General features: G+C 59.7%; 21 protein-coding genes. 4 read left to right on the top strand and 17 right to left on the bottom strand.

The window, feature by feature from the left end:
* Positions 1–3: 3 nt before the first annotated feature.
* The 17 genes from mce to KW403_RS15990 form a co-directional block, all read right to left on the bottom strand.
* A complete protein-coding gene (gene mce / locus KW403_RS16070; protein ID WP_223020434.1) occupies positions 4–408 on the bottom strand; it encodes a methylmalonyl-CoA epimerase in 405 nt (134 codons plus the stop codon).
* A gap of 52 nt (positions 409–460) precedes the next feature.
* A complete protein-coding gene (locus tag KW403_RS16065; protein WP_223020433.1) occupies positions 461–2,164 on the bottom strand; it encodes a ribonuclease J in 1,704 nt (567 codons plus the stop codon).
* Between the two features lie 13 nt (positions 2,165–2,177).
* On the bottom strand, positions 2,178–3,002 hold the full coding sequence (locus tag KW403_RS16060) for a biotin--[acetyl-CoA-carboxylase] ligase (protein WP_223020432.1): 825 nt from the start codon (positions 3,000–3,002) through the stop codon (positions 2,178–2,180).
* A 3-nt stretch (positions 3,003–3,005) separates the two neighbouring features.
* Positions 3,006–4,442: an NADH-quinone oxidoreductase subunit NuoN gene (nuoN, locus tag KW403_RS16055; protein ID WP_223020431.1), complete on the bottom strand. Its 1,437-nt coding sequence runs from the start codon at positions 4,440–4,442 to the stop codon at positions 3,006–3,008.
* 15 nt (positions 4,443–4,457) lie between these two features.
* Positions 4,458–5,972, bottom strand: coding sequence for an NADH-quinone oxidoreductase subunit M (locus KW403_RS16050; RefSeq protein WP_223020430.1), 1,515 nt, complete (start codon positions 5,970–5,972; stop codon positions 4,458–4,460).
* Positions 5,973–5,975: 3 nt separating this feature from the next.
* Positions 5,976–7,961, bottom strand: a complete 1,986-nt coding sequence (gene nuoL, locus KW403_RS16045) for an NADH-quinone oxidoreductase subunit L (RefSeq protein ID WP_223020429.1) — start codon at positions 7,959–7,961, stop codon at positions 5,976–5,978.
* Between the two features lie 10 nt (positions 7,962–7,971).
* On the bottom strand, positions 7,972–8,280 hold the full coding sequence (gene nuoK / locus KW403_RS16040; protein WP_025030250.1) for an NADH-quinone oxidoreductase subunit NuoK: 309 nt from the start codon (positions 8,278–8,280) through the stop codon (positions 7,972–7,974).
* A 5-nt stretch (positions 8,281–8,285) separates the two neighbouring features.
* Positions 8,286–8,906, bottom strand: coding sequence for an NADH-quinone oxidoreductase subunit J (locus KW403_RS16035; protein ID WP_223020428.1), 621 nt, complete (start codon positions 8,904–8,906; stop codon positions 8,286–8,288).
* A gap of 121 nt (positions 8,907–9,027) precedes the next feature.
* Entirely contained in the window at positions 9,028–9,519 is a 492-nt protein-coding gene (gene nuoI, locus KW403_RS16030) for an NADH-quinone oxidoreductase subunit NuoI (protein ID WP_065817666.1), read from the bottom strand.
* A 43-nt stretch (positions 9,520–9,562) separates the two neighbouring features.
* Positions 9,563–10,606 carry an NADH-quinone oxidoreductase subunit NuoH gene (gene nuoH / locus KW403_RS16025; protein ID WP_065817667.1) on the bottom strand — a complete coding sequence of 348 codons (1,044 nt, stop codon included), beginning with the start codon at positions 10,604–10,606 and terminating at the stop codon, positions 9,563–9,565.
* A gap of 6 nt (positions 10,607–10,612) precedes the next feature.
* Positions 10,613–12,694 (bottom strand): NADH-quinone oxidoreductase subunit NuoG, encoded by a 2,082-nt coding sequence (gene nuoG, locus KW403_RS16020; RefSeq protein ID WP_223020427.1) that lies wholly within the window; start codon positions 12,692–12,694, stop codon positions 10,613–10,615.
* A 48-nt stretch (positions 12,695–12,742) separates the two neighbouring features.
* Positions 12,743–14,047: an NADH-quinone oxidoreductase subunit NuoF gene (gene nuoF / locus KW403_RS16015; protein WP_223020426.1), complete on the bottom strand. Its 1,305-nt coding sequence runs from the start codon at positions 14,045–14,047 to the stop codon at positions 12,743–12,745.
* Positions 14,048–14,058: 11 nt separating this feature from the next.
* Complete coding sequence (locus KW403_RS16010) at positions 14,059–15,240, bottom strand: NADH-quinone oxidoreductase subunit E (RefSeq protein ID WP_223020425.1); 1,182 nt, start codon at positions 15,238–15,240, stop codon at positions 14,059–14,061.
* Entirely contained in the window at positions 15,241–16,431 is a 1,191-nt protein-coding gene (locus KW403_RS16005; protein ID WP_223020424.1) for an NADH-quinone oxidoreductase subunit D, read from the bottom strand.
* The gene (locus KW403_RS16000) at positions 16,428–17,045 is read right to left on the bottom strand and encodes an NADH-quinone oxidoreductase subunit C (protein ID WP_223020423.1); all 618 of its coding nucleotides are present in this window, start codon (positions 17,043–17,045) and stop codon (positions 16,428–16,430) included. The genes KW403_RS16005 and KW403_RS16000 overlap by 4 nt, the downstream gene beginning before the upstream one ends.
* 8 nt (positions 17,046–17,053) lie before the next feature.
* A complete protein-coding gene (locus tag KW403_RS15995; protein ID WP_223020422.1) occupies positions 17,054–17,629 on the bottom strand; it encodes a NuoB/complex I 20 kDa subunit family protein in 576 nt (191 codons plus the stop codon).
* Positions 17,620–17,985: an NADH-quinone oxidoreductase subunit A gene (locus KW403_RS15990; RefSeq protein ID WP_223020421.1), complete on the bottom strand. Its 366-nt coding sequence runs from the start codon at positions 17,983–17,985 to the stop codon at positions 17,620–17,622. The genes KW403_RS15995 and KW403_RS15990 overlap by 10 nt, the downstream gene beginning before the upstream one ends.
* Before the next feature lie 369 nt (positions 17,986–18,354).
* On the opposite strand from KW403_RS15990, the gene KW403_RS15985 reads away from it, so the two are divergent.
* The 4 genes from KW403_RS15985 (at position 18,355) to KW403_RS15970 (ending at position 22,203) form a co-directional block, all read left to right on the top strand.
* Complete coding sequence (locus KW403_RS15985) at positions 18,355–19,554, top strand: winged helix-turn-helix domain-containing protein (protein WP_223020420.1); 1,200 nt, start codon at positions 18,355–18,357, stop codon at positions 19,552–19,554.
* Positions 19,544–19,705, top strand: a complete 162-nt coding sequence (locus KW403_RS15980) for a hypothetical protein (RefSeq protein WP_223020419.1) — start codon at positions 19,544–19,546, stop codon at positions 19,703–19,705. The genes KW403_RS15985 and KW403_RS15980 overlap by 11 nt, the downstream gene beginning before the upstream one ends.
* 304 nt (positions 19,706–20,009) lie before the next feature.
* Entirely contained in the window at positions 20,010–20,438 is a 429-nt protein-coding gene (locus KW403_RS15975; protein ID WP_223020418.1) for a TadE/TadG family type IV pilus assembly protein, read from the top strand.
* A gap of 1 nt (position 20,439) precedes the next feature.
* On the top strand, positions 20,440–22,203 hold the full coding sequence (locus KW403_RS15970) for a pilus assembly protein TadG-related protein (RefSeq protein WP_223020417.1): 1,764 nt from the start codon (positions 20,440–20,442) through the stop codon (positions 22,201–22,203).
* The last annotated feature ends 629 nt before the right edge of the window (positions 22,204–22,832 follow it).

The raw sequence follows: 22,832 nt of genomic DNA, 5'->3' as shown, positions 1-22,832 counted from the left end.
ACCTCAGACCTGTTCGAGTTCGACAAGGGTGCCAGCAAAATCCTTGGGGTGCAGGAAGAGGACCGGCTTGCCATGGGCACCAATCTTCGGCTTTCCATCTCCAAGAATGCGTGCGCCATCAGCCTTTAACCGGTCGCGCGCGGCCATGATGTCGGCCACCTCATAGCAAATATGATGCATGCCGCCGTCCGGGTTCTTTGACAGAAAGCCGGCAATCGGCGATCCTTCGCCAAGCGGCTCCAGTAGCTCGACTTTGGTGTTGTCGAGTTCGATGAAGACCACCGTGACACCGTGCTCGGGCAAGGCCTGTGGTGCAGAAACCTTTGCGCCCAGCGTATCGCGATAAAGGGCCGACGCCTTCTCAAGATCAGGCACGGCAATTGCCACGTGATTGAGCTTTCCAAGCATCGGCTGACATCTCCTGCAATGCGGTGAGGTGACTGGCACCCCACCCCTTTGCTTATTGTGTGACGAAGACCGTCACAATGGGCTTTTTGCCCCATGCGGCATTTGCCGCATTGCGCACCGCGCGGCGAACCGATTCCGACACCAGGTCGAGATCCTTGCGGCGGTTTCGAGGTATGCTGCGCAATGCACCGGACGCCGCGTCCAGCATGATGTCCTCGAGAAGCTCTCCCCGCGCGTCACGTTCGGCCACACCGATGGCGACGATATCCGGGTCGCCGTCGAGATTGAAGCGCTCATCAAGCACGACATTGAGCACGACATGGCCGGCATAAGAGAGCTTGCGGCGATCACGGATGCCCATCTCCTCATCGTCGCCGAGAAGCCGACCGTCCTTGAAGAAACGCCCATGCTGAACCTCGCCGATGATTTCCGCCGCTCCGGGTGCAAGGCGCAACATGTCGCCATTGCGCACCTGCGTGACCTCTGGAATGCCTTCCATGGCGCCGAGCGAGCCCTGCGCCACCAGATGCGCGGCCTCGCCATGCACCGGTACGAGGATCTGCGGACGCACCCAGGAATACATCCGCTTCAATTCACTGCGGCGTGGGTGTCCGGACACATGGACCAGCGCATCATCATCCTCGATGATCTCGATGCCCATCTCGATCAGGCGGTTCTTGGTTTCCAGAACCGCTTTTTCGTTGCCGGGAATGAGGCGCGAAGAATAGACGACCGTGTCGCCGGCCGTTAGCGCAACATTGCGCATCTCGTCGCGAGCAAGCTTGGCGAGGGCGGCGCGGCTTTCACCCTGACTTCCCGTGCACAGCACCACGACCTTGTTGCGCGGGACGTGCTGGAACTCGTCCTCATCCAGATAGTCCGGCAGGCCGTCGAGATAGCCGAGTTCCGTGGCCACATCGATGACGCGTTTCATGGAGCGGCCGAGAACGAGAAGCTGGCGGCCGGTATCGCGCGCGGCTTCCGCGATGGAGCGAATGCGCCCGACATTTGAGGAAAAAGTGGTGACGACGACACGGCCCGATGCCGCCTCGATCACTTCCTTCAACCCTTCACCCACCGCCTGTTCGGTGGGCGATTCGCCTTCGCGCATGGCGTTGGTGGAATCGCAGACGAGTGCCAGAACGCCGTTGTCGCCGATTGCGCGGAAGCGCGCCTCGTCGGTCTTGGGACCGATGGCGGGAGCCGGGTCGATCTTCCAGTCGCCCGTGTGCACCACGGTGCCGAGCGGCGTGGTGATGGCGAGTGAGACCGGCTCGGGAATGGAGTGCGCGACGGCAACGGCCTCAATGCTGAACGGACCGATCTCGAAGGTTTCTCCGGCCCTGAAGATCTTCACCGGAACGTCGGGTGCACCGGATTCGGACTGGCGCTTGGCGTCGAGCAAGCCGGCTGCAAAAGGCGTCATCCAGACATCGGCCTTGAGCAGTGGCCAGAGATCGAGCACGGCGCCATAGTGATCTTCATGCGCGTGGGTGATCACGATGCCACGCAGCCGATCGACCTCTCCGCGAATGAAGCTGATGTCGGGCAGAACCAGATCGACGCCCGGAAGCTCGGGCCCCGGAAAGGTGACGCCGCAATCGACAACGATCCATTCCCGTTTTCCGGCGGGTCCAAACCCGTAGAGGCCAAAATTCATGCCGATCTCGCCGACACCGCCAAGCGGGCAGAAAACCAGCTCGGCATTCTTCAGATCGCCGCTCTTGGCCGGCTTTTTTGTGCTGGAACGCGCCATGGGTCCCCTTCTCTTAATCTGCCTGCGCAGAAGCAACCGCGCCGAAATGCACGTCGCCTGCTGCGATTCTCAACAATGAACCATCCGGCTCGCGGATGACGAAGCGACAAGCCTCGTCGATGGTCTCGAATGTGCCGCGCGCCACGCGGCCGTCGACACGGATCGATACCTGTGTGCCGAGCCCTGCCGCTCTTTTCAGCCAGCGGCTGCGAATGGCATCGAGCCCGCGCCCGCCATTCCAAAGGCGACTGTTATCGACCCAGGCGTCTGAAAGCGCAAGGAACAGCTCGCCCGCATCGCCGCCAAACCCCAACGCCTTAAGCGAGGTGGCCGGGTATGGCGTGTTGTCCGGGTGAGAGACAACGTTCACGCCAATGCCCACCGCGATGGCAAAACGACCATCGGGTAGGATGGTCGATTCCAGAAGAATGCCGGAAAGCTTCGCCCCGTCGGCCAGAACGTCGTTCGGCCATTTGAGCGCAAAGCGCCCGCCGGGCATGTCGCCGCCATCGGCAGCAACGGCGATGCGTTTTTCCGGCACGACTGCCAAAAGCGCATCGGAGAGGGCCAGCCCTGCAACAAAGCCGAGCGTGGCGGCTGTGGCCGGTTCAAAATGCCCCACATTCAGAAGCGTGGCAGCAAGATTGCCCGACGGTGTCGCCCATTCACGACCGCGGCGTCCGCGCCCGCTTTCCTGTCTCGACGCGACAACCCACAGATTGCCCGGGTCGCCGGCACGCGCATGATCGAGCGCCAGCGCATTGGTGGAGCCGACGCTCTCATGCGCTTCCAGCCGATAACCGGCTGTTTCCGCCGACGGCGCCAGACGAAAGGCCATGACCTAGAAGAAGGTCTTTGCGGCGGCCTCGGCAAAGCGCCCGACAGGGCCACCGATCAAAACGTAGAGCAGCACGAAGGCGCCCGACAGGAGCATGACGAAGCGCAATTCGCCCGCCATCGGTTGGAAACCGCCCGCCGATTCGTCAAACCACATGATTTTGATAACGCGCAGATAATAGAACGCGCCGACCACCGAGCTCACCACGCCGATGACTGCAAGCGCATAGAGCTTGGCGTCGATGGCTGCGAGGAACACGTACCATTTTCCCCAGAAGCCAGCGAGCGGCGGAATGCCTGCCAGCGAGAACATGAGAATGGTCATGATCGTGGCCATCATCGGATTGGTCGAAGAAAGGCCCGCCAGATCGTCGATCTGCTCGACATTTCCGTCATTGCGACGCATGGCCAGGATCACGGCAAAGGTGCCGAGCGTCATGGCCAGATAGATGAGCATGTAGATCGCCACACCCTTCACGCCCGCCTCGGAGTTTGCCGCAAGACCGACAAGCGCATAGCCCACATGGCCGATGGAGGAATAGGCCATCAGGCGCTTGATGTTGCGCTGGCCGATGGCCGCGAAAGCGCCAAGGATCATGGAGGCGATTGCAATGAAGACAATGATCTGTTGCCAGTCGCTGGCAATCGGCTCGAACGCCCCCATGGTGACACGCACCAGAAGCGCCATGGCGGCCATTTTGGGGGCGGCGGCGAAGAAGGCTGTCACCGGGGTTGGCGCGCCTTCATAAACGTCCGGTGTCCACATGTGGAACGGCACGGCAGAGATCTTGAAGGCGAGCCCCGCAAGCACGAAGACCAGACCGAAGACCAGACCGAGCTGTCGCTCCGCGCCTGTCAGCGTTGCGGCAATGACGTCGAAGCCGGTGTTGCCGGTGTAGCCGTAGACCAGCGAAATGCCGTAAAGCATCATGCCCGAAGAGAGCGCGCCCAGAACAAAGTATTTCAGGCCCGCCTCGGTAGAGCGTGCGCTGTCGCGGTTGATGGCGGCAACGACATAGAGTGCGAGCGACTGAAGCTCGAGGCCGAGATAGAGCGCGATCATGTCATTGGCCGAGATCATCAGCATCATGCCAAGCGTGGCCAGCATGATGAGAACCGGGAACTCGAACTTGTCGAACTTCTCCGCCTTGGCAAAACCGACCGACATGACGAGCGTCACAACGGAACCGACCAGCGTCAGGATCTTCATGAAGCGCGCGAACGCATCGCTCACAAAGGCACCGCCAAAGGCGCGGCCATCGGCCGGGAAGATCACCATAAGCGCGATTACGGCAACCAGAAGCGCGACCGCGAGGCCGGTAACGGTGGAATTGGCGCGGGGGCCGGAAAAGACACCGACCATCAGGAGCGCCATGGCGCCCATCGCCAGCACCAACTCCGGCGTTGCAAGGATCAGGCTTATCGTCAGATCAGGCGTCATTCGCTTTCAATCCGTTTACTGCGCGGCAGCCGTTGCCGCTTCCCGTGCCATGTCGGCCGACAGGGAGACATTGTTCACAAGTGCTTCGACCGAAACCGCCGTCGCATCGAGGATCGGTGCCGGGTAGACACCGAAGAAGATGACCAGAACCACCAGCGGGTAGAGGATCAGCTTCTCGCGTGCGGAGAGGTCGAGCATGCCCTTCAGGCTCTCCTTGGTCAGCGAGCCGAACACAACCCGGCGATAGAGCCAGAGCGCATAGCCAGCCGACAGGATGACACCGGTTGTCGCGAAGAGCGCAACCCAGGTGTTGACCTTGAACACCGACAGAAGCGTCAGGAACTCGCCGACGAAGCCGCTGGTGCCCGGCAGGCCAACATTTGCCATGGTGAAGATCATGAACACGGTGGCATATTTGGGCATGTTGTTGACCAGGCCGCCATAGGCCGCGATCTCGCGTGTGTGCATGCGGTCATAGATGACGCCGACACACAGGAAGAGCGCGCCCGAGACAAGCCCGTGCGAGAGCATCTGGAAGATCGCTCCCTGCACGCCCTGCTCGTTGATCGCGAAAATGCCCATGGTGACGAAACCCATATGGGCGACCGAGGAATAGGCGATCAGCTTCTTGATGTCCTCCTGCATCAGCGCCACCAGCGATGTGTAGACGATGGCGATGACAGACAGGGTGAAGACAAGCGGTGCCAAATCGATGGACGCGACCGGGAACATGGGCAGCGAGAAGCGCAGGAAGCCGTAACCGCCCATCTTCAACAGGATGCCTGCAAGGATGACCGAGCCTGCCGTCGGCGCCTCCACGTGCGCGTCGGGCAACCAGGTGTGGACCGGCCACATGGGCATCTTCACCGCGAAGGACGCGAAGAAGGCAACCCATAGCCAGTATTGCATACCTTCGGGGAAGACATGGGTCAGAAGCGTCGGGATGTCCGTCGTTCCGGCCTGCCAGTACATCGCCATCATGGCAAGCAACATCAGCACGGAGCCAAGCAGCGTGTAGAGGAAGAACTTGAAGCTCGCATAGACGCGCCGCTTGCCGCCCCACACGCCGATGATGATGAACATCGGAATGAGGCCCGCCTCGAAGAACACGTAGAAGAGCACGATGTCGAGCGCGCAGAACACACCGATCATAAGCGTTTCCAGAATCAGGAACGCGATCATGTATTCCTTGACCCGATGGTCCACCGCTTCCCAACTCGCCAGAACGCACAGCGGCATCAGGAAAGTGGTCAGAATGACGAACAGCATGGAGATGCCGTCGACACCCATGTGATAGGAAATGCCGGAGCCCAGCCATTCCTGCTTTTCCACCATCTGGAAGCCGGGTGTCGACGCATCGAACCCGATCCAGATGAAGAGCGACAGGACGAAGGTGAAAACCGTCGTCAGAAGCGCGACATTGCGAATGTTGCGGCGCGCACCGGCACCGTCCTCCCGGATCAGGAGGATGAGAAGCGCACCCACCAGCGGCAGGAAGGTGACCGTGGAAAGAATTGGCCAGTCGGTCATGGCTTAGAACGTGCCTCCAAGCATCATCCAGGTAACGAGGGCAGCAACGCCGATGAGCATGGCGAAGGCGTAGTGATAGAGATAGCCGCTCTGCAGCTTGACGATCCGGTTGGTCACATCAACCACACGGGCCGAAATGCCATCCGGGCCGAGACCGTCGATGACCATGCCGTCGCCCTTCTTCCACAGGAAGTGGCCGAGGCGCTTGGCCGGGCGAACGAACAGGAAGTCATAGAGTTCGTCGAAATACCACTTGTTGAGCAGGAAGGTGTAAAGCCCGCTGAACTGTCTGGCCAACTGCTTGGGTCGTTCCGGAGATCGGATGTAATAAACCCAGGCAACATAAAGGCCAAGAAGCATCGCGACGAACGGAGCAAGCTTCACCCAGACCGGCACGTGGTGGAATTCTTCCAGCATGTGGTTGTCCGGCAATGTGAAGAGCGCGCCCTTCCAAAAATGCGCGTAGTCATGGCCGACAAAGAACTCACTGAAGGCAACGCCTGCGAACAGCGCACCGGCAGCCAGGATGAACAGCGGCACGAGCATGACCAGCGGCGATTCATGCACATGGTGCATCACATCAGCGGAAGCGCGCGGCTTGCCGTGGAAGGTCATGAAGATCAGACGCCACGAATAGAAGCTCGTGAAGACGGCAGCCACGGTGAGCATGATAAAGGAGAACATGGCGAAGTAGTTCTCGGCGGCGAATGCGCCTTCGATGATCGCATCCTTGGAGAAGAAACCTGCCGTACCGATGACGGTCATCGGAATGCCAACACCCGTGAGTGCGATCGTGCCGATGATCATCATCCAGTAGGTCTGCGGGATATGCTTCCGCAAGCCGCCCATCTTGCGCATGTCCTGCTCGTCGGAAACGGCATGGATGACCGAACCGGAGCCCAGGAACAGGAGCGCCTTGAAGAAGGCGTGCGTGAACAGATGGAAGATGGCCGCGCTGTAAAAGCCGGTGCCAAGGGCCACGAACATATAGCCGAGCTGCGAACAGGTCGAATAGGCGATGACGCGCTTGATGTCGTTCTGCACGAGACCGACGGTCGCCGCGAAAAAGGCCGTGAACGCACCGACGAACGTGACGACCGTGAGAGCCGTGTGCGACAATTCGAAGATCGGCGACAGGCGCGCGACCATGAAGACACCTGCCGTCACCATGGTGGCTGCGTGAATGAGGGCAGAAACCGGCGTCGGGCCTTCCATCGCGTCCGGCAGCCATGTGTGCAGCGGCACCTGCGCGGACTTGCCCATGGCGCCCATGAACAGAAGCAGACAGATCGCCGTCAGCGCGCCGCCCTTGTCCAGCGCGTATCCGAGGAAGGTGAGAACCGGCTCGCCTGCCTCTGCGCCTTCAGCGGGCAGATAGGTGGCCGCATTTGCGAAGATCGTGCTGAAGTTCACCGAACCGAACAGCATGTAAACGCCGAAGATGCCGAGCAGAAAGCCGAAATCGCCGACACGGTTGACGATGAATGCCTTCATGGCTGCGGCATTGGCCGAAGGCTTCTTGAACCAGAAGCCGATCAGGAGATAGGAGGCCAGTCCCACACCTTCCCAGCCGAAGAACATCTGAACCAGATTGTCCGATGTCACCAGCATCAGCATGGCGAAGGTGAAGAGCGACAGATAGGCGAAGAAGCGCGGCCGATGCGGATCGTGGTGCATGTAGCCGATCGAATAGATGTGAACCAGCGCCGAAACCGTGTTGACCACGATCAGCATGACAGCGGTCAGCGTGTCGACGCGGATCGCCCAGGACACATCCAGATTGCCCGAGGTGATGAAGGAAAGGAGCGGCACGGTGAATGCCTCGCCGCTGCCCATGGCGACCGAAAAGAAGGCCACCCAGGACAGAAGCGCGACAATGACCATCAGACCGCTGGTGATCAGCTCGGATCCCTTCGCGCCGATGGAGCGGCCGAACAGCCCGGCAATCAGAAAGCCGATAAGCGGGAGAAATACGATCGCTTGATACATGGCCGTATGCTCAGCCCTTCATCATGTTGATGTCTTCGACGGCGATGGTGCCGCGGTTGCGGAAGAAGACGACGAGAATGGCAAGACCGATCGCGGCTTCCGCCGCCGCGACGGTGAGAACGAATAGTGCGAAAACCTGACCGACGAGATCTCCCAGAACCGAGGAGAAGGCGACGAAGTTCAGATTGACCGCAAGCAGGATCAGCTCGACCGACATCAGGATGATGATGACGTTCTTCCGGTTCAGGAAGATGCCGAACACACCGAGCGTGAACAGGATGGCCGAGACGGTCAGATAGTGTGCGATGCCGATTTCCAGCATGATCAGAGTCCCTCGCCCGTTTCGACTTTCTTGATCTCGATCGCCGTTTCAGGGGTGCGCGCCACCTGAGCCGAGATGTTCTGCCGCTTCACGTTTTCCTTGTGGCGCAGCGTCAGCACGATGGCGCCGATCATGGCGACCAGGAGCACCATGCCGGCGATCTGGAAGAAATGCATGTAATCCGTGTAGAGAATGTCGCCGAGGGCTGCCGTGTTGTGGCGCACATCGATCGGCGGTGTGGGCTGGGCAACCTCGCCCGATAGTTCGGGCGCGAAGGCATAGCCCCCCAGAACGATGACAAGCTCGGCGGCAAGGATGATGCCAACCAGCGCACCGACCGGCGCGTATTGCAGCGCTCCGCGCTTCAATTCGGCGAAATCCACATCCAGCATCATGACGACGAACAGGAAGAGCACGGCGACCGCGCCCACATAGACGACAAGCATGATGAAGGCGAGGAACTCCGCGCCTGTCAGAAGGAAGAGACCGGCCGAGTTGAAGAACGCGACGATCAGAAAGAGCACCGAATGCACGGGGTTGCGTGCCGCGATGACCATGAAGGCCGCCGCCACGGTGAGAAAGGCGAACAGATAAAAGAAAATCGCCTCAAGTCCTGTCAGCATGGTTCCCTCGGTACCTAGCCTGCCACGGCAAACGCCATGGCTTTTCAAAAAACCCGGCGCGCCGGGCATTCACGATGCTTCGTTTAGACGGGTGCCCTGCCCCCGTCCACAGGTCAAACCGTCACCGGTAAGGCGCATCCAACGCGATGTTGCGCGCCAGTTCCCGCTCCCAGCGATCGCCATTGGCGAGCAGCTTGTCCTTGTCGTAGTAAAGTTCCTCGCGCGTTTCCGTCGCGAACTCGAAATTCGGCCCCTCGACGATGGCGTCCACCGGGCAGGCTTCCTGGCAGAAGCCGCAATAGATGCACTTCACCATGTCGATGTCGTAACGCACCGTGCGGCGCGTGCCGTCATTGCGGCGGGGCCCCGCCTCGATGGTTATGGCCTGGGCCGGGCAGATCGCCTCGCACAGCTTGCATGCAATGCAGCGCTCTTCGCCATTGGGATAGCGACGCAGCGCATGCTCGCCACGGAAGCGCGGGCTGACCGGGCCTTTTTCATGCGGATAGTTGAGCGTGTATTTCGGCGCAAAGAACTGCCGCATGGACAGGATGACAGCCCCGACGAACTCTTTGAGAAGCAGCGATTTCGCCGCCTGTGCAAGCGCACTCATCGATTTTCTCCGAAGCGGTTTTCAGGGATGAAAAAGGTCATGGTCATGCCATCCCCGTGAATTTCAGGAAGGCCGCGGTGGCAACGACCATGAAGAGCGACAGCGGCAGGAACACTTTCCAGCCAAGACGCATCAACTGGTCGTAGCGGTAGCGCGGCACGAAAGCCTTCACCAGCGCGAACATGAAGAAGACCATGCACATCTTCAACACGAACCAGATCACGCCCGGCACCCAAGTAAAGGGTGCAAAATCCAGCGGCGGCAACCAGCCACCCAGGAACAGGATGGTGGTGAGCGCGCACATAAGAACGATGGCCACATACTCGCCGAGGAAGAAGAGCAGGAACGGCGTCGAGGAATACTCGATCATGTGACCGGCCACGAGCTCGGATTCGGCTTCCACCAGATCGAAGGGCGGGCGGTTCGTCTCAGCGAGCGCCGAAATGAAGAACACGATGAACATCGGGAACAGCGCGAGCCAGTTCCAGTCGAGGAACGTGTTGGGAAGGCCAAGCATGGTGCCAAGGCCGTCGCCCTGTGCAAGCACGATATCGGTCAGGTTCAGCGAGCCGACCGTCAGCAGGACGGTGACAATCACGAAGCCGATGGAGACTTCATAGGAGACCATCTGTGCCGCCGAACGCAGCGCACCGAGGAACGGATATTTCGAGTTGGAGGCCCAGCCGCCCATGATCACGCCATAGACTTCCAGCGACGCGATGGCGAACACATAGAGAATGCCGATGTTCACATTGGCAATCGCCCAGCCCTCGTTGACCGGGATCACCGCCCATGCGGCAATCGCCAGAACCGAGGCGACGACCGGCGCGAGCAGGAACACGCCCTTGTTGGCGCCCGACGGGATCACCGGCTCCTTGAAGACGAACTTGAAGAGGTCCGCAAATGCCTGGAACAGGCCCCATGGACCCACCACGTTCGGACCACGACGGCGCTGCACGGCGGCCCAGATCTTGCGGTCGGCATAAAGGATATAGGCGACGAAGATCAGGAGGATGACGATCATCGCCACCGACTGCAGAAGGATCAGAAGCCCCGGAAGGACGTAGGTTGAAAAGAAAGTATCCATTCGTCTCTACTCGGCCGCCTGTTTTACGTCGCCGCGCGCCAGTGCCGAACATTCAGCCATCACGGCCGAGGCACGGGCGATCGGGTTGGTGAGATAGAAATCCTTCACCGGCGAGGTGAAAGGAGCCTTGGTGAGCCGCCCGCCAAGCTTGGCAAGCTTTTCGACATCGCCGGCATCGGCTGGCGTAACCGTGTCGATGGCCGCGAGATGCGGGAATTCGGCATAGAGCGCCGCGCGCAGGGCGGCCAGCGAATCGAACGGAAGCTTGTGGCCCAGCACATCGGACAGCGCCCGCAGGATCGCCCAGTCTTCCTTGGCCTCGCCCGGCGCAAAGCCGGCCCGGTTGGTCATCTGCACCCGGCCCTCGGTGTTCACATAGGTGCCGGACTTCTCCGTATAGGTGGCTGCCGGCAGGATGACATCGGCGCGGTGTGCGCCGGCATCGCCATGGGTGCCGATATAGACGGTAAAGGCGTCGCCGATCGCGTTCATGTCGATCTCGTCGGCACCGAGCAGGAAGAGCACGTCCATCGCGCCCATCATGCCCTTTGCATCATTGCCGCCCTTCCCAGGCACGAAGCCGAGGTCGAGACCGCCGACGCGGCTTGCTGCGGTGTGCAGAACGGCGAAACCATTCCATTCGGCAGATACTGCTTTGACCGAGCCGGCAAGCTTTGCCGCAAGGCCGAGGATCGCCGCCCCGTCGGAGCGGGCGAGAGCCCCCTGCCCCACAATGATCATCGGGCGCTTGGCCTTCTTCAGGACCGAAGCAAACTTGCCCTTGCCCTCGGCAAGCTCCTTCAGCGTGTCGGCGCCTGAACCGAGCATATCGTAGTCGTAGCGCAGATCGCCCATCTCGCCGATGACACCGATGGGGAAGTCGCCCATGCGCCAGCGCTTGCGGATGCGGGCATTGAGCACGGAAGCCTCGAAGCGCGGATTGGCGCCGATGATCAAAAGCGCGTCCGCATCCTCGATGCCCTCGATGGTCGGGTTGAAGAGATAGCCAGCACGGCCGAGCGCCGGGTCGAGTGCCGCCCCGTCCTGACGGCAATCATAATTTGCCGAGCCGAGCGACTGCATCAGCGACTTCAGCGCGTACATTTCCTCGACAGATGCCAGATCGCCGGCAATCGCGCCGATCTTTTCTGGCTTAGCCTTGCCGACCGCCTTGGCGATGGCCTCAAACGCCTCGGGCCAGGTGGCCGGCTGCAGGCGCTTGCCCTTGCGCACATAGGGGCGGTCGAGACGTTGTGTTCTGAGGCCATCCCACACGAAGCGGGATTTGTCGGAAATCCATTCCTCGTTCACCGCCTCGTTGATGCGCGGCAGGATGCGCATGACTTCGCGGCCGCGCGTATCAACGCGGATGGCCGAACCGACCGCATCCATCACGTCGATGGACTGGGTCTTGCTGAGCTCCCACGGACGCGCCTGGAACGCATAGGGGCGCGAGGTCAGCGCGCCCACCGGGCAAAGGTCGATCACATTGCCCTGAAGCTCGGACGTCATCGCCTCTTCGAGATAGGTGGTGATCTCGGCATCCTCGCCGCGGCCGATCAGGCCGAGCTCGGAAATGCCCGCCACCTCGGTGGTGAAGCGGACGCAGCGCGTGCAGTGGATGCAGCGCGTCATGATCGTCTTGACGAGCGGGCCGATATATTTGTCTTCGACGGCGCGCTTGTTTTCCTTGTAGCGGGACGAATCCACGCCAAAGGCCATCGCCTGATCCTGCAGGTCGCACTCGCCGCCCTGATCGCAGATCGGGCAATCGAGCGGATGGTTGATGAGCAGGAACTCCATCACGCCTTCGCGGGCCTTCTTGACCATCGGCGTGTTGGTGAAGATTTCCGGCGCCTCGCCATTGGGTCCGGGGCGCAGATCGCGCACGCCCATGGCGCAGGATGCGGCCGGCTTGGGTGGCCCGCCCTTCACTTCCACCAGACACATGCGGCAATTGCCGGCGATCGACAGACGCTCATGGAAACAGAAGCGCGGCACCTCCGCGCCCGCCTCCTCGGCGGCCTGCAGCAGCGTGTAGTGATCGGGTACCTCGATCTCCGTGCCGTCGACTTTCAATTTTGCCATGGTCGCTGTCCGCTTACCTCTCGCCCCTTCCGGAGCAAACCTTCACTTTTATTCCGCTGCCACCAGCGCCGGCCGGGCCCGATGCGCATTGCGGGTGAACTCGTCGATGCGCCGCTCGATTTCCGGGCGGAAATGGCGCACGAGGCCCTGGATCGGCCAGGCGGCCGCATCGCCAAGGGCGCAAATCGTGTGGCCTTCCACCTGCTTGGTCACATCGAGCAACATGTCGATTTCGTGCTTTTGCGCCTGGCCGACGACCAGACGCTCCATCACGCGCCACATCCAGCCCGTGCCCTCGCGGCACGGCGTGCACTGGCCGCAGCTCTCGTGCTTATAGAAATAGGAAAGCCGCGCAATCGCCTTCACGATGTCGGTGGATTTGTCCATCACGATCACGGCGGCGGTGCCGAGACCGGACTTCAACTCGCGCAGGCTGTCGAAGTCCATCGGCGTGTCGATGATCTCACTGGCCGGCACCAATGGCACCGAAGAGCCGCCGGGAATCACCGCTAGAAGATTGTCCCAGCCACCCCGAACGCCGCCGCAATGGCGCTCGATCAGCTCGCGGAAGGGGATCGACATTTCCTCTTCCACCGTGCACGGGTTTTCCACGTGGCCGGAGATGCAAAAGAGCTTCGTGCCCTTGTTGTTCTCGCGCCCGAAGGAGGAGAACCACGACGCGCCGCGGCGCAGAATGGTCGGCGCAACGGCGATGGATTCGACGTTGTTCACGGTGGTCGGGCAGCCATAGAGGCCCACATTCGCAGGGAATGGCGGCTTGAGGCGCGGCTGGCCCTTCTTGCCTTCGAGGCTCTCCAGAAGTGCCGTTTCCTCACCGCAGATATAAGCACCGGCGCCGTGATGGACGAAAACGTCCATATCCCAGCCGCATTTGTTGTTCTTGCCGAGCAGCCCCGCCTCATAGCATTCGGCGATGGCGCGTTCGAGCGCCTCGCGCTCACGTATGAACTCACCGCGCACATAGATGTAAGCCGCATGCGCGCCCATGGCAAAACCGGCAATCAGGCATCCCTCGACCAGCGTGTGCGGGTCGTGGCGCATGATGTCTCGGTCCTTGCAGGTGCCAGGCTCCGATTCGTCGGCATTGACGACAAGATAATGCGGGCGGTCGCCCGGCTCTTTCGGCATGAACGACCATTTGAGACCGGTCGGGAAGCCGGCGCCACCACGCCCGCGCAGGCCCGACGCCTTCATCTCATTGATGATCCAATCACGACCCTTGTCGATCAGCCCCTTGGTGTTGTCCCACAGGCCGCGCGACTGCGCGCCCTTCAGGGAACGGTCGAACTGGCCGTAAATATTGGTGAAGATGCGGTCTTTATCCTGGAGCATGGCTCAGTCCCTCACCTCGGCTTCTTGCCGAAAACTTTGATGTATTCGGCTTCGCCGCCCTTGGCGAGCGCCTTGGCCTGTTTGACCCAGTCCTCGCGCTCGATGCGGCCGTGAAAACTCAGATAACCGTCGACCCATTCGCGCTCGGCCTTCTTCCACTTCGAAACCTGCTCGAAGGTGAAGATGCCCAGATCATGCAGAATGCCCTCGATCTTCGGGCCGACGCCGGAAATCATCTTGAGGTCGTCGGGCTCTGCCGGACGCTCGATGCCGGCCGGACGGTTTTTGTCGTCAAGCGCGGGCTTGGCCGGCTTTGCCGTTTTTCCGGCCACAGATGCTTTGGATGCGGTGGCGGATTTGGGCGAGGTGCCCGGCTTTTTCTTCGGAGCAGCGTTGGCGGAAACAGCGGCGGCTGCCGACGTCTTGCCATTGTCCGCCTTGACCGGTGACGGCGACTTGATTGCCGGATCGGTTTCGGTGGCAGACGTGTCGGGCTTGGCCGCGCGTGACGGCGGCACCTCGGTGCCTGCGGTAGCCTTTTTCCGGCTACCGGGCTTGCCCTTTGTCTTGCCCATAACGGCCTTCTCGTCGGTCAGCGCCGTCAGGCCGCTCGCCGGGGCCGAATAGATGCGATCGATCTGCGGACCGGGCTTGATCGTGTCGCCCTTGCCAGCCTCGAATGCATCGATGATTTCTTCCAGACGCTCGGGCGTCAGATCTTCATAGGTGTCCTTGAAGATCATGACCATCGGCGCGTTCACACAGGCGCCCTGACACTCCACCTCTTCCCACGACAGCGTGCCGTCGGCATTGGGGTGGAAGGGTTCGGGATTGATTTTCTTCTTGCACAGATCGATCAGTTCGCCGGAACCGCGCAGCATGCAGGGCGTGGTGCCGCACACCTGAATGTGGGCGCGGGTGCCAACGGGCGCAAGCTGGAACTGGGTGTAGAAGGTCGCCACTTCCAGAACGCGGATCAACGGCATGTCCAGCATTTCTGCCACATGCTCGATGGCCGCGCGCGTGACCCAGCCTTCCTGCTCCTGCGCAAGCATCAGAAGCGGGATCACCGCCGACTGTTTGCGGTCTTTCGGGTATTTGCCCAGCCAGCGCTTCACCTCCCCGTTCATGACACGGGAAAAAGCGAAGCTCTGCGGCTGGACGGCTTCGTCTGCGAGACGGCGGACTGACATTTATCTGTCTACCTCACCAAACACGATGTCGAGGGAGCCAAGCACGGCAGCGACGTCAGCCAGAAGATGGCCGCGGCACAGGAAATCCATGGCCTGGAGATGAGCAAAGCCTGGCGCGCGCAGCTTGCAGCGATAAGGCTTGTTGGTCCCGTCGGAGACGAGATAGACGCCGAATTCGCCCTTGGGCGCCTCCACACAGGCATAAACCTCGCCTTCGGGGACGTGGTAGCCTTCGGTGTAGAGTTTGAAGTGATGGATCAGCGCTTCCATTGACCGCTTCATCTCGCCACGCTTGGGCGGGACGATCTTGCCGTCAGTGTTGGAGACCGGGCCGACACGCTCCTTGCCAAGAAGACGATCAACACACTGGCGCATGATCTTCGCCGACTGGCGCATCTCTTCCATACGGATGAGATAGCGATCATAGCAGTCGCCATTCTTGCCGATCGGAATGTCGAATTCCATCTGCGGGTAGCATTCATAGGGCTGGCTCTTGCGCAGATCCCATGCCGCACCCGAACCACGCACCATGACGCCCGAAAAGCCCCAGGCCCATGCGTCTTCCAGCGTGACAACGCCGATATCGACATTGCGCTGCTTGAAGATGCGGTTGCCGGTCAGGAGATTGTCAAGATCGTCCACCGTCTTGTGAAAGGGCTCGATCCAGTTGCCGATGTCCTCGACGAGCTGGTCTGGAATGTCCTGATGGACACCGCCGGGGCGGAAATAGGCCGCGTGCATACGCGCGCCACACGCCCGCTCATAAAAGACCATCAGCTTTTCGCGCTCTTCAAAGCCCCAGAGCGGCGGCGTGAGCGCACCCACGTCCATCGCCTGCGTGGTGATGTTGAGCAGGTGGTTGAGGATGCGTCCAATCTCTGAGAAGAGCACGCGGATCAGCTGACCACGGATCGGAACGTCGATGCCGATCAGACGCTCGACGGCCAACGCGAAAGCGTGTTCCTGGTTCATCGGCGCGACATAGTCGAGCCGGTCGAAATAAGGCACGGCCTGCAGATAGGTCTTGTGCTCGATCAACTTTTCGGTGCCGCGGTGGAGAAGCCCGATATGCGGATCAACACGCTCGACCACCTCGCCGTCGAGTTCCAGCACGAGGCGCAGAACGCCATGCGCCGCCGGATGCTGCGGACCGAAGTTGATATTGAAATTGCGTACGGAGTGTTCGGTCATTTGGCGCCGCCCTGCTCTTTCGCCTTTTCATCGCCGGGTAGCACGTATTCCGTGCCTTCCCAGGGCGAAAGGAAATCGAAATTGCGGAATTCCTGTCGCAGCTCGACGGGCTCGTAGACGACACGTTTAAGATTGTCGTCGTAGCGCACCTCGACAAAGCCGGTCAGCGGAAAATCCTTGCGCAGCGGATGCCCTTCAAAACCGTAATCGGTGAGGATGCGCCGCAGGTCGGGGTGCCCGGTGAACAGAACGCCGTACATGTCGTAAATTTCGCGCTCGAACCAGTCGGCCGCCGGAAACACTTCGATGGCCGAAGGTACGGGCGTGTCCTCGTCCGTCGACAGTTTCACGCGGACTCGCTGATTCTGGCGTGGCGACAGGAGATGATAGACCACCTCGAACCGTTTTTGGCGCGAGGGATAGTCCGCGCCCGAAATGTCGACGAAAGCGAAGAACTGACACTGAACGTCGTTCTTCAAAAAGTTGAGAACATCAACGATGTCACCCGGCTCGACCAGGAAGGTCAATTCGCCATAAGCAATGACCGCATCCTGAATCTGCGCATCGAGCTTTTCCGTGACGTAGGCCGCCAGGTCCTTCAGCGCTTCGCTCATATCCGCCTCTAACGTTCGATCGTGCCTGTGCGGCGGATCTTCTTCTGCAGAAGAAGAATGCCGTACAGCAGCGCTTCCGCCGTGGGCGGGCAGCCGGGCACATAAATGTCGACAGGCACGACGCGATCGCAGCCGCGCACCACCGAATAGGAATAGTGATAATAACCGCCGCCATTGGCACATGAGCCCATGGAGATGACATAACGCGGTTCGGGCATCTGGTCGTAGACCTTGCGCAGCGCGGGTGCCATCTTGTTGGTCAATGTACCGGCGACGATCATTACGTCCGACTGGCGCGGCGAGGCACGCGGCGCGATGCCGAAACGCTCGGCATCATAGCGCGGCATGGAGATGTGCATCATCTCCACGGCGCAGCACGCCAGACCGAAGGTCATCCACATGAGCGAGCCGGTGCGCGCCCAGGTGATCAGCGCTTCCGAAGACGTGACAAGAAAGCCCTTGTCGGACAATTCATTGTTGATTCCCGTATAGAACGGATCGTCCGTACCGACTGGATTTCCAGTGTTCGGATCAATCAAGCCCTTGGGTTGGGGCGCCACGAGCGTGCCGTTGTTCAGTCCCATTCCAGCGCTCCCTTCTTCCATTCATAGATGAACCCGATGGTGAGAATGCCGAGGAACACCATCATAGACCAGAAGCCGAGCCAGCCGATATCGCCGAACGCCACCGCCCACGGGAAGAGGAAAGCCACTTCCAGGTCGAAGATGATGAACAGAATCGCCACCAGATAAAACCGCACATCGAATTTCATGCGTGCATCATCGAATGCGTTGAAGCCGCATTCATATGCGGAGAGCTTCTCCGGATCCGGATTGCGATAGGCCACCAGGAATGGCGCAACCACCAGCGCAAGCGCAACAACCAGCGCAACGCCGATGAAAATAATGATAGGTAGGTATGAACTCAGAAGCTCATTCATGGTCCGACTTTCCGTTGCCCGCCGCGGGCGAGGCTGCGTATCGAGGCCCGAGACCGGGATTCTGCGCCTACAGCCAAGGCAGCAAGGCTAGGCTCATGTTGCAACGCGGCGAGGGTTAGCGCAGGGCGCTTGGCGACGCAAGTCAAACCTTGACCAGATTGAGGCATTGTCGCCCGCTTATGTGCCGTTGTTCACACAATGCGCCCCCGCACCCGTGCCACCACAGCGGAGATAACGCACAAAAACCGCCCGTAAAGTGCCCCGGCTTTCTGTCAGGAGACTTCCCTGTATTGGAACAATCGGGTGGCATCCGTTTGGCCGACTGGCTAGGTCTTCTGCAGAGCCAATGGCGGGGATGAGCGCAAGCCCATGCAAAGAGATCGACTCACACCGGCAGAGGTGCGGCGAATTGCCCTCGGCGCGCAGGGATTTTCCACATCGCTTCCCCGGGGCGCTGTTACGCGTCAACATATCAAGCGTGTGATGGCCCGCACCGGGTTGATGCAGATCGACTCGGTCAATGTGGTGGCCCGTGCGCATCTCATGCCGCTGTATGCGCGCCTCGGGCCCTACCCGGTCGAGGTCCTGCAACGAGCCCAGGCCAACAAGCCGCGCATGTTGTTTGAATACTGGGCGCACGAGGCCTCGCTCCTGCCGGTCGAACTCCAGCCCCTTTTGCGCTGGCGAATGGAGCGCGCGCAATGCGGTGAAGGTGTCTACAAGGGGCTCGTCCACTTCGCCCGGGAAAAGCGAGACCTTGTCGAGCACCTATACAAAGAAGTCGAGAACCGGGGACCGATTGCTGCTTCCGACTTCGACGGGGAAAGGGGAAGCGGTGGCTGGTGGGGCTGGAGCGAGACCAAGAAAGCGCTCGAGTGGCTTTTCTGGTGCGGCCGTATCACCACCCATTCTCGCCGACCAAGCTTTGAGCGTCTCTACGATCTCCCTGAGCGTGTGCTGCCGCGCGATGTTTTCGATGCCCCCACTCCACGAGAAGATGACGCACAGCGTTCGCTGGTTAACATAGCGGCGCGCGCGCTTGGCGTTGCCAGCGAGCCGGACATCAGGGACTATTTCCGGCTTAAACCCGATGCATCCAAGGCGCGTGTCGCCGAGCTCGTCGAGGATGGTGTCTTGTATCCCGTGGCGATCCGCGGCTGGCGCCACGCCGCATACCTTCACAAGGACGCGCAACTGCCGCGACGCATCGACCGGGCTGCGCTGCTCGCTCCCTTCGATCCGGTCGTGTGGGAGCGCGACCGAGCCGAACGCATCTTCAATTTTCGCTATCGGATCGAAATCTATACCCCCGCTCACAAGCGCGAGCACGGCTATTACGTTCTGCCCTTTCTGCTGGGGGATCGCATTGCGGCGCGTGTGGATCTCAAAGCGGACCGGGCAAAGCGGACACTGCTTGTTCAGTCGAGCCATGCGGAACCCAATGCGCCCGCTCATACAGCGGAAGCCCTGCGTCAGGAGCTCGAGCGTTTCGCTTCCTGGCTCGACCTGGAAGCGATTCTCGTCATGCCGCGCGGAAATCTGGCGCTGGAACTAAGGAATGCCGGCTGAAAATGCTTTGGTTGACGCAGCGCTGACCTCCGACCACCCCCTTTCTACGGTGCTTTTTGCAACCATTTCTCGATTTACTCTGACAGTTACAAAACTTTTCGATATTTTTTTACAACCTGTGCTTTTTGAGAAAAATGTCTTCTTTTTCTAAATCAAAACTGCTTTGACGAAACTTCGATCCGAATTTTGCAATCTTAAGGTGATATTCCCGATCAAGACAGATCAGGAGAAACCCCACGAAACCCGCACTCCCAAAATTCAGCAACAAAATACAAACCTAAATTGTATAACCCTGAGTTGCTTTAAAGAAATAAAGCCCCTGCAAATCACTGGTTGTTTAAAAAAAAATCACAACCAATCAAACGCAATCTACAGTATTCAAGACAATCTCTCGCGTTTAATCTTTGTTTATTTCTGCACATCAATCCTGTTTTACGGGCTTGGGAGCACTGGAAATGAACAGAAGATATTTCGTAAAATTCCTCCAGCGATCAGATGGTACAGCAGCGATAGAGTTCGCCATTATCGCGCCGGTGTTTTTCCTCACCGTTTTTTCGATGATTGCATACGGAATCTATCTAAGCGCCGCTCATTCCGTACAGCAGATAAGCGCTGACGCCGCCCGTGTCGCAGTCGCGGGTCTTTCCGAGACAGAACGACAAACACTGGCACGTGACTTCATCCAGCGATCGATGATCGATCATCCCTTCATGGACGCGCAGAAGTTTGACATTCAAGTAGCGGATGATACGGGCAATCCGAACCAGTTTACCGTTTCCGTGAAATATGATGCCGACGACCTTCCGATCTGGTCACTGTATTCTTACGCAATGCCTGACAAGGAGATCGTAGGGTACTCGACGATCCGGCTTGGAGGGCTCTGACATGCCCAGAACCCGTTCTGCGCTTATCAGCAGATTCTCCAAGGATCGCCGGGCAAATGTTGCAACACTCTTCGCGCTGTTCGCGCCCGTCATGATTGGCTGCGTGGCGTTGGCCGTCGACTACGGCAACCTCACACTACAAGATAGAAAACTTCAGAAGACGGCTGATCTCGCCTCGATCGTTGCTGCTGCTGATATCGCCAGAGCCGAAACAGCAGTCTCCGAGTTTTTCTCACTCAACAACCAAGAGATCGCCGTCGAGACGGATGAAGGCCTCCTGCTTGATGGCCGTTATTTGTCTACTGACGAGTATATCGATCAGGAGAAGCGGGGCGTCGCGCATCTTGTCCGCGGCCGCTACTATCCTGATCCTTCTATTTCCACCAATCTACGTTTTGTGGAAACTGAAACCTCCGCTGATGCCGCAAGGGTGACAATCAGAAAACGGGGCGACCTCTATTTCGGTGCCATGTTCGCAGATCCACCTGAATTGTCAGCAGTCGGCACCGCGTCCGCGGAAAAACTCGCGGGTTTCTCTGTGGGTTCCCGTCTTGCAAGTCTCAACCACGGCATATTGAACGGCCTGCTTGGCGGTCTGCTCGGCACGACAATCTCGCTGAAAGCGATGGACTATGAGGGATTGCTCGACACCGAAATCGATGTCCTGTCCTTCATGGATTCCCTGGCTACACGCCTCGATCTGACCGGACTGACGTACAGCCAGATCCTCGAGACCGACCTTAGCCTGCCTCAATTCTTGTCGGCGATGCGGTTGACGCGAGGCGTCCCACCGACAGTCCAGAGTGTCCTCAGGACGCTGGAGACGGCAACCTCGAAGAACAGCAGCACCTTCAAACCGGAACAGATTCTGAATCTCGATACAATTGGTCCGCTCAGCGTTTCCTCGAACGCTCCCTGGGAGATGAGGGTTGCGGCACTTGAATTGATTACGATGGCTGCTGCCCTGTCCAACGGCGACAATCAGGTTGCGGTCGACACCGGCTTGAACCTCTCTCCCCTCACAAATCTTTCTGTCAAGCTGGCGATCGGTGAACCGCCCGTCGGCACGCCCAGCCACGCGCTGGCACCCATCGGCACGGCCGTGCGCACGGCGCAAACTCGTTTGAAGGTCTCATTTGAAGTCGGAATCGATCTGGTGGTCCTGAAAACGAAGCTACGCATCCCGCTCTACGTGGAAGTGGCGCATGCGGAGGCACGTCTTGCTGACATTCAATGCAGTCCCTCACACCCGAACAGAGGTAGCGTCTCCGTTGATGCGATGCCGGGTCTGCTGGAAATCGCCCTCGGGGAGGTCGATGATCGTGCTTTGTCGACCTTCTCGGATCAAGTTCGCGTCGCGCCCGCCAAGATGATCGACGTCGGAGGTTTGTTGAGCGTATCCGTAAACGGCAGGGCGCATGTTGAAACGCAGAACATGCAGACAACCCGGCTGCGTTTTTCGAGTTCAGATATCCAGCAGGCGCGCATCCACAGCGTATCGACGCGCGATGTTCTGGGCTCGACAACCACGTCATTGCTCGACAACCTCCATCTCGACGTAGAGGTTCTGGGTGGGTCGCTTCTCGGCGGAACGCTTCTTAACAGCGCGCTTGTGAAAGGCACCGTCAAATCGCTCCTCCTTAGCCTGTCTGAACCGATCGACGAGCTCCTCTACAATGTGCTGGCCTTGGCCGGCGTGAAGATCGGCGAAGCCGATGTAAGGGTCACCGGCGTCAGCTGCCAACGCCCGGTGCTCGTACAATAGCTCCCAAGCAGAATGTGCAGCCACCTGCCCCGCAATCCAGGTTGCGGGGCTTTTTTTGCCTGTTTGAGACTTCGCTCATGGCAGGGGCAGTCTCAACTCCGATTGGTGTCTTCCACGTCCAAAAGATGTAAGATCACGTGTCCAGCCGCATGGGATGTCGGACACATGCAACCTGCGGCGAGGCGGAGGAAGACATGAAGCCCTTTGCGCTTCTTGTCGCGCTGATCGGCCGGTGGCCGTTAGCCGCTTTTGCGCATTCCTGGCACAGCCTGATGAGCGCAATCGATCAGACGATGCAGACAGCCCCGTTGCCGGAGAGTGGCACGGGACCGGCGATCACGACGCATCGATGTCCAACCTCGCGGAAACAAGGCCCTGCTCGGCCTGTAGCCTCTGACAGCATGTTTTGATGTGCTTGAAAAACAAAAAAGCGGGCCTCGGCCCGCTTCCTTCGTTTCCGAGAGCCAACTGGGTGCCGGTACCTTCATGGTCACCGCAGGGTCGTTCGGATCGAATACAACGGAACACCGGGAGACCTCACCGCACATCTTGCAGGACATCCCGCACCGGTCCAACCGCCGCTCGATATCATATGGTGTCTCAAAGCATGCAATGCAAGAGCGGGACTA

It is taken from the genome of Nitratireductor kimnyeongensis (assembly GCF_019891395.1).
GTDB classification, from domain to species: domain Bacteria; phylum Pseudomonadota; class Alphaproteobacteria; order Rhizobiales; family Rhizobiaceae; genus Nitratireductor; species Nitratireductor kimnyeongensis.
Note: the sequence above shows the minus strand (reverse complement) of the source record. Positions and strands in the feature narration are given on the sequence as shown.

Excerpts from the sequence above, each read along its gene's own strand:
- mce (WP_223020434.1), bottom strand. The coding sequence starts at position 408 with ATGCTTGGAAAGCTCAATCACGTGGCAATTGCCGTGCCTGATCTTGAG.
- KW403_RS16065 (WP_223020433.1), bottom strand. The coding sequence starts at position 2,164 with ATGGCGCGTTCCAGCACAAAAAAGCCGGCCAAGAGCGGCGATCTGAAG.
- KW403_RS16060 (WP_223020432.1), bottom strand. The coding sequence starts at position 3,002 with ATGGCCTTTCGTCTGGCGCCGTCGGCGGAAACAGCCGGTTATCGGCTG.
- nuoN (WP_223020431.1), bottom strand. The coding sequence starts at position 4,442 with ATGACGCCTGATCTGACGATAAGCCTGATCCTTGCAACGCCGGAGTTG.
- KW403_RS16050 (WP_223020430.1), bottom strand. The coding sequence starts at position 5,972 with ATGACCGACTGGCCAATTCTTTCCACGGTCACCTTCCTGCCGCTGGTG.
- nuoL (WP_223020429.1), bottom strand. The coding sequence starts at position 7,961 with ATGTATCAAGCGATCGTATTTCTCCCGCTTATCGGCTTTCTGATTGCC.
- KW403_RS16035 (WP_223020428.1), bottom strand. The coding sequence starts at position 8,906 with ATGCTGACAGGACTTGAGGCGATTTTCTTTTATCTGTTCGCCTTTCTC.
- nuoI (WP_065817666.1), bottom strand. The coding sequence starts at position 9,519 with ATGAGTGCGCTTGCACAGGCGGCGAAATCGCTGCTTCTCAAAGAGTTC.
- nuoH (WP_065817667.1), bottom strand. The coding sequence starts at position 10,606 with ATGGATACTTTCTTTTCAACCTACGTCCTTCCGGGGCTTCTGATCCTT.
- nuoG (WP_223020427.1), bottom strand. The coding sequence starts at position 12,694 with ATGGCAAAATTGAAAGTCGACGGCACGGAGATCGAGGTACCCGATCAC.
- nuoF (WP_223020426.1), bottom strand. The coding sequence starts at position 14,047 with ATGCTCCAGGATAAAGACCGCATCTTCACCAATATTTACGGCCAGTTC.
- KW403_RS16010 (WP_223020425.1), bottom strand. The coding sequence starts at position 15,240 with ATGTCAGTCCGCCGTCTCGCAGACGAAGCCGTCCAGCCGCAGAGCTTC.
- KW403_RS16005 (WP_223020424.1), bottom strand. The coding sequence starts at position 16,431 with ATGACCGAACACTCCGTACGCAATTTCAATATCAACTTCGGTCCGCAG.
- KW403_RS16000 (WP_223020423.1), bottom strand. The coding sequence starts at position 17,045 with ATGAGCGAAGCGCTGAAGGACCTGGCGGCCTACGTCACGGAAAAGCTC.
- KW403_RS15995 (WP_223020422.1), bottom strand. The coding sequence starts at position 17,629 with ATGGGACTGAACAACGGCACGCTCGTGGCGCCCCAACCCAAGGGCTTG.
- KW403_RS15990 (WP_223020421.1), bottom strand. The coding sequence starts at position 17,985 with ATGAATGAGCTTCTGAGTTCATACCTACCTATCATTATTTTCATCGGC.
- KW403_RS15985 (WP_223020420.1), top strand. The coding sequence starts at position 18,355 with ATGCAAAGAGATCGACTCACACCGGCAGAGGTGCGGCGAATTGCCCTC.
- KW403_RS15980 (WP_223020419.1), top strand. The coding sequence starts at position 19,544 with ATGCCGGCTGAAAATGCTTTGGTTGACGCAGCGCTGACCTCCGACCAC.
- KW403_RS15975 (WP_223020418.1), top strand. The coding sequence starts at position 20,010 with ATGAACAGAAGATATTTCGTAAAATTCCTCCAGCGATCAGATGGTACA.
- KW403_RS15970 (WP_223020417.1), top strand. The coding sequence starts at position 20,440 with ATGCCCAGAACCCGTTCTGCGCTTATCAGCAGATTCTCCAAGGATCGC.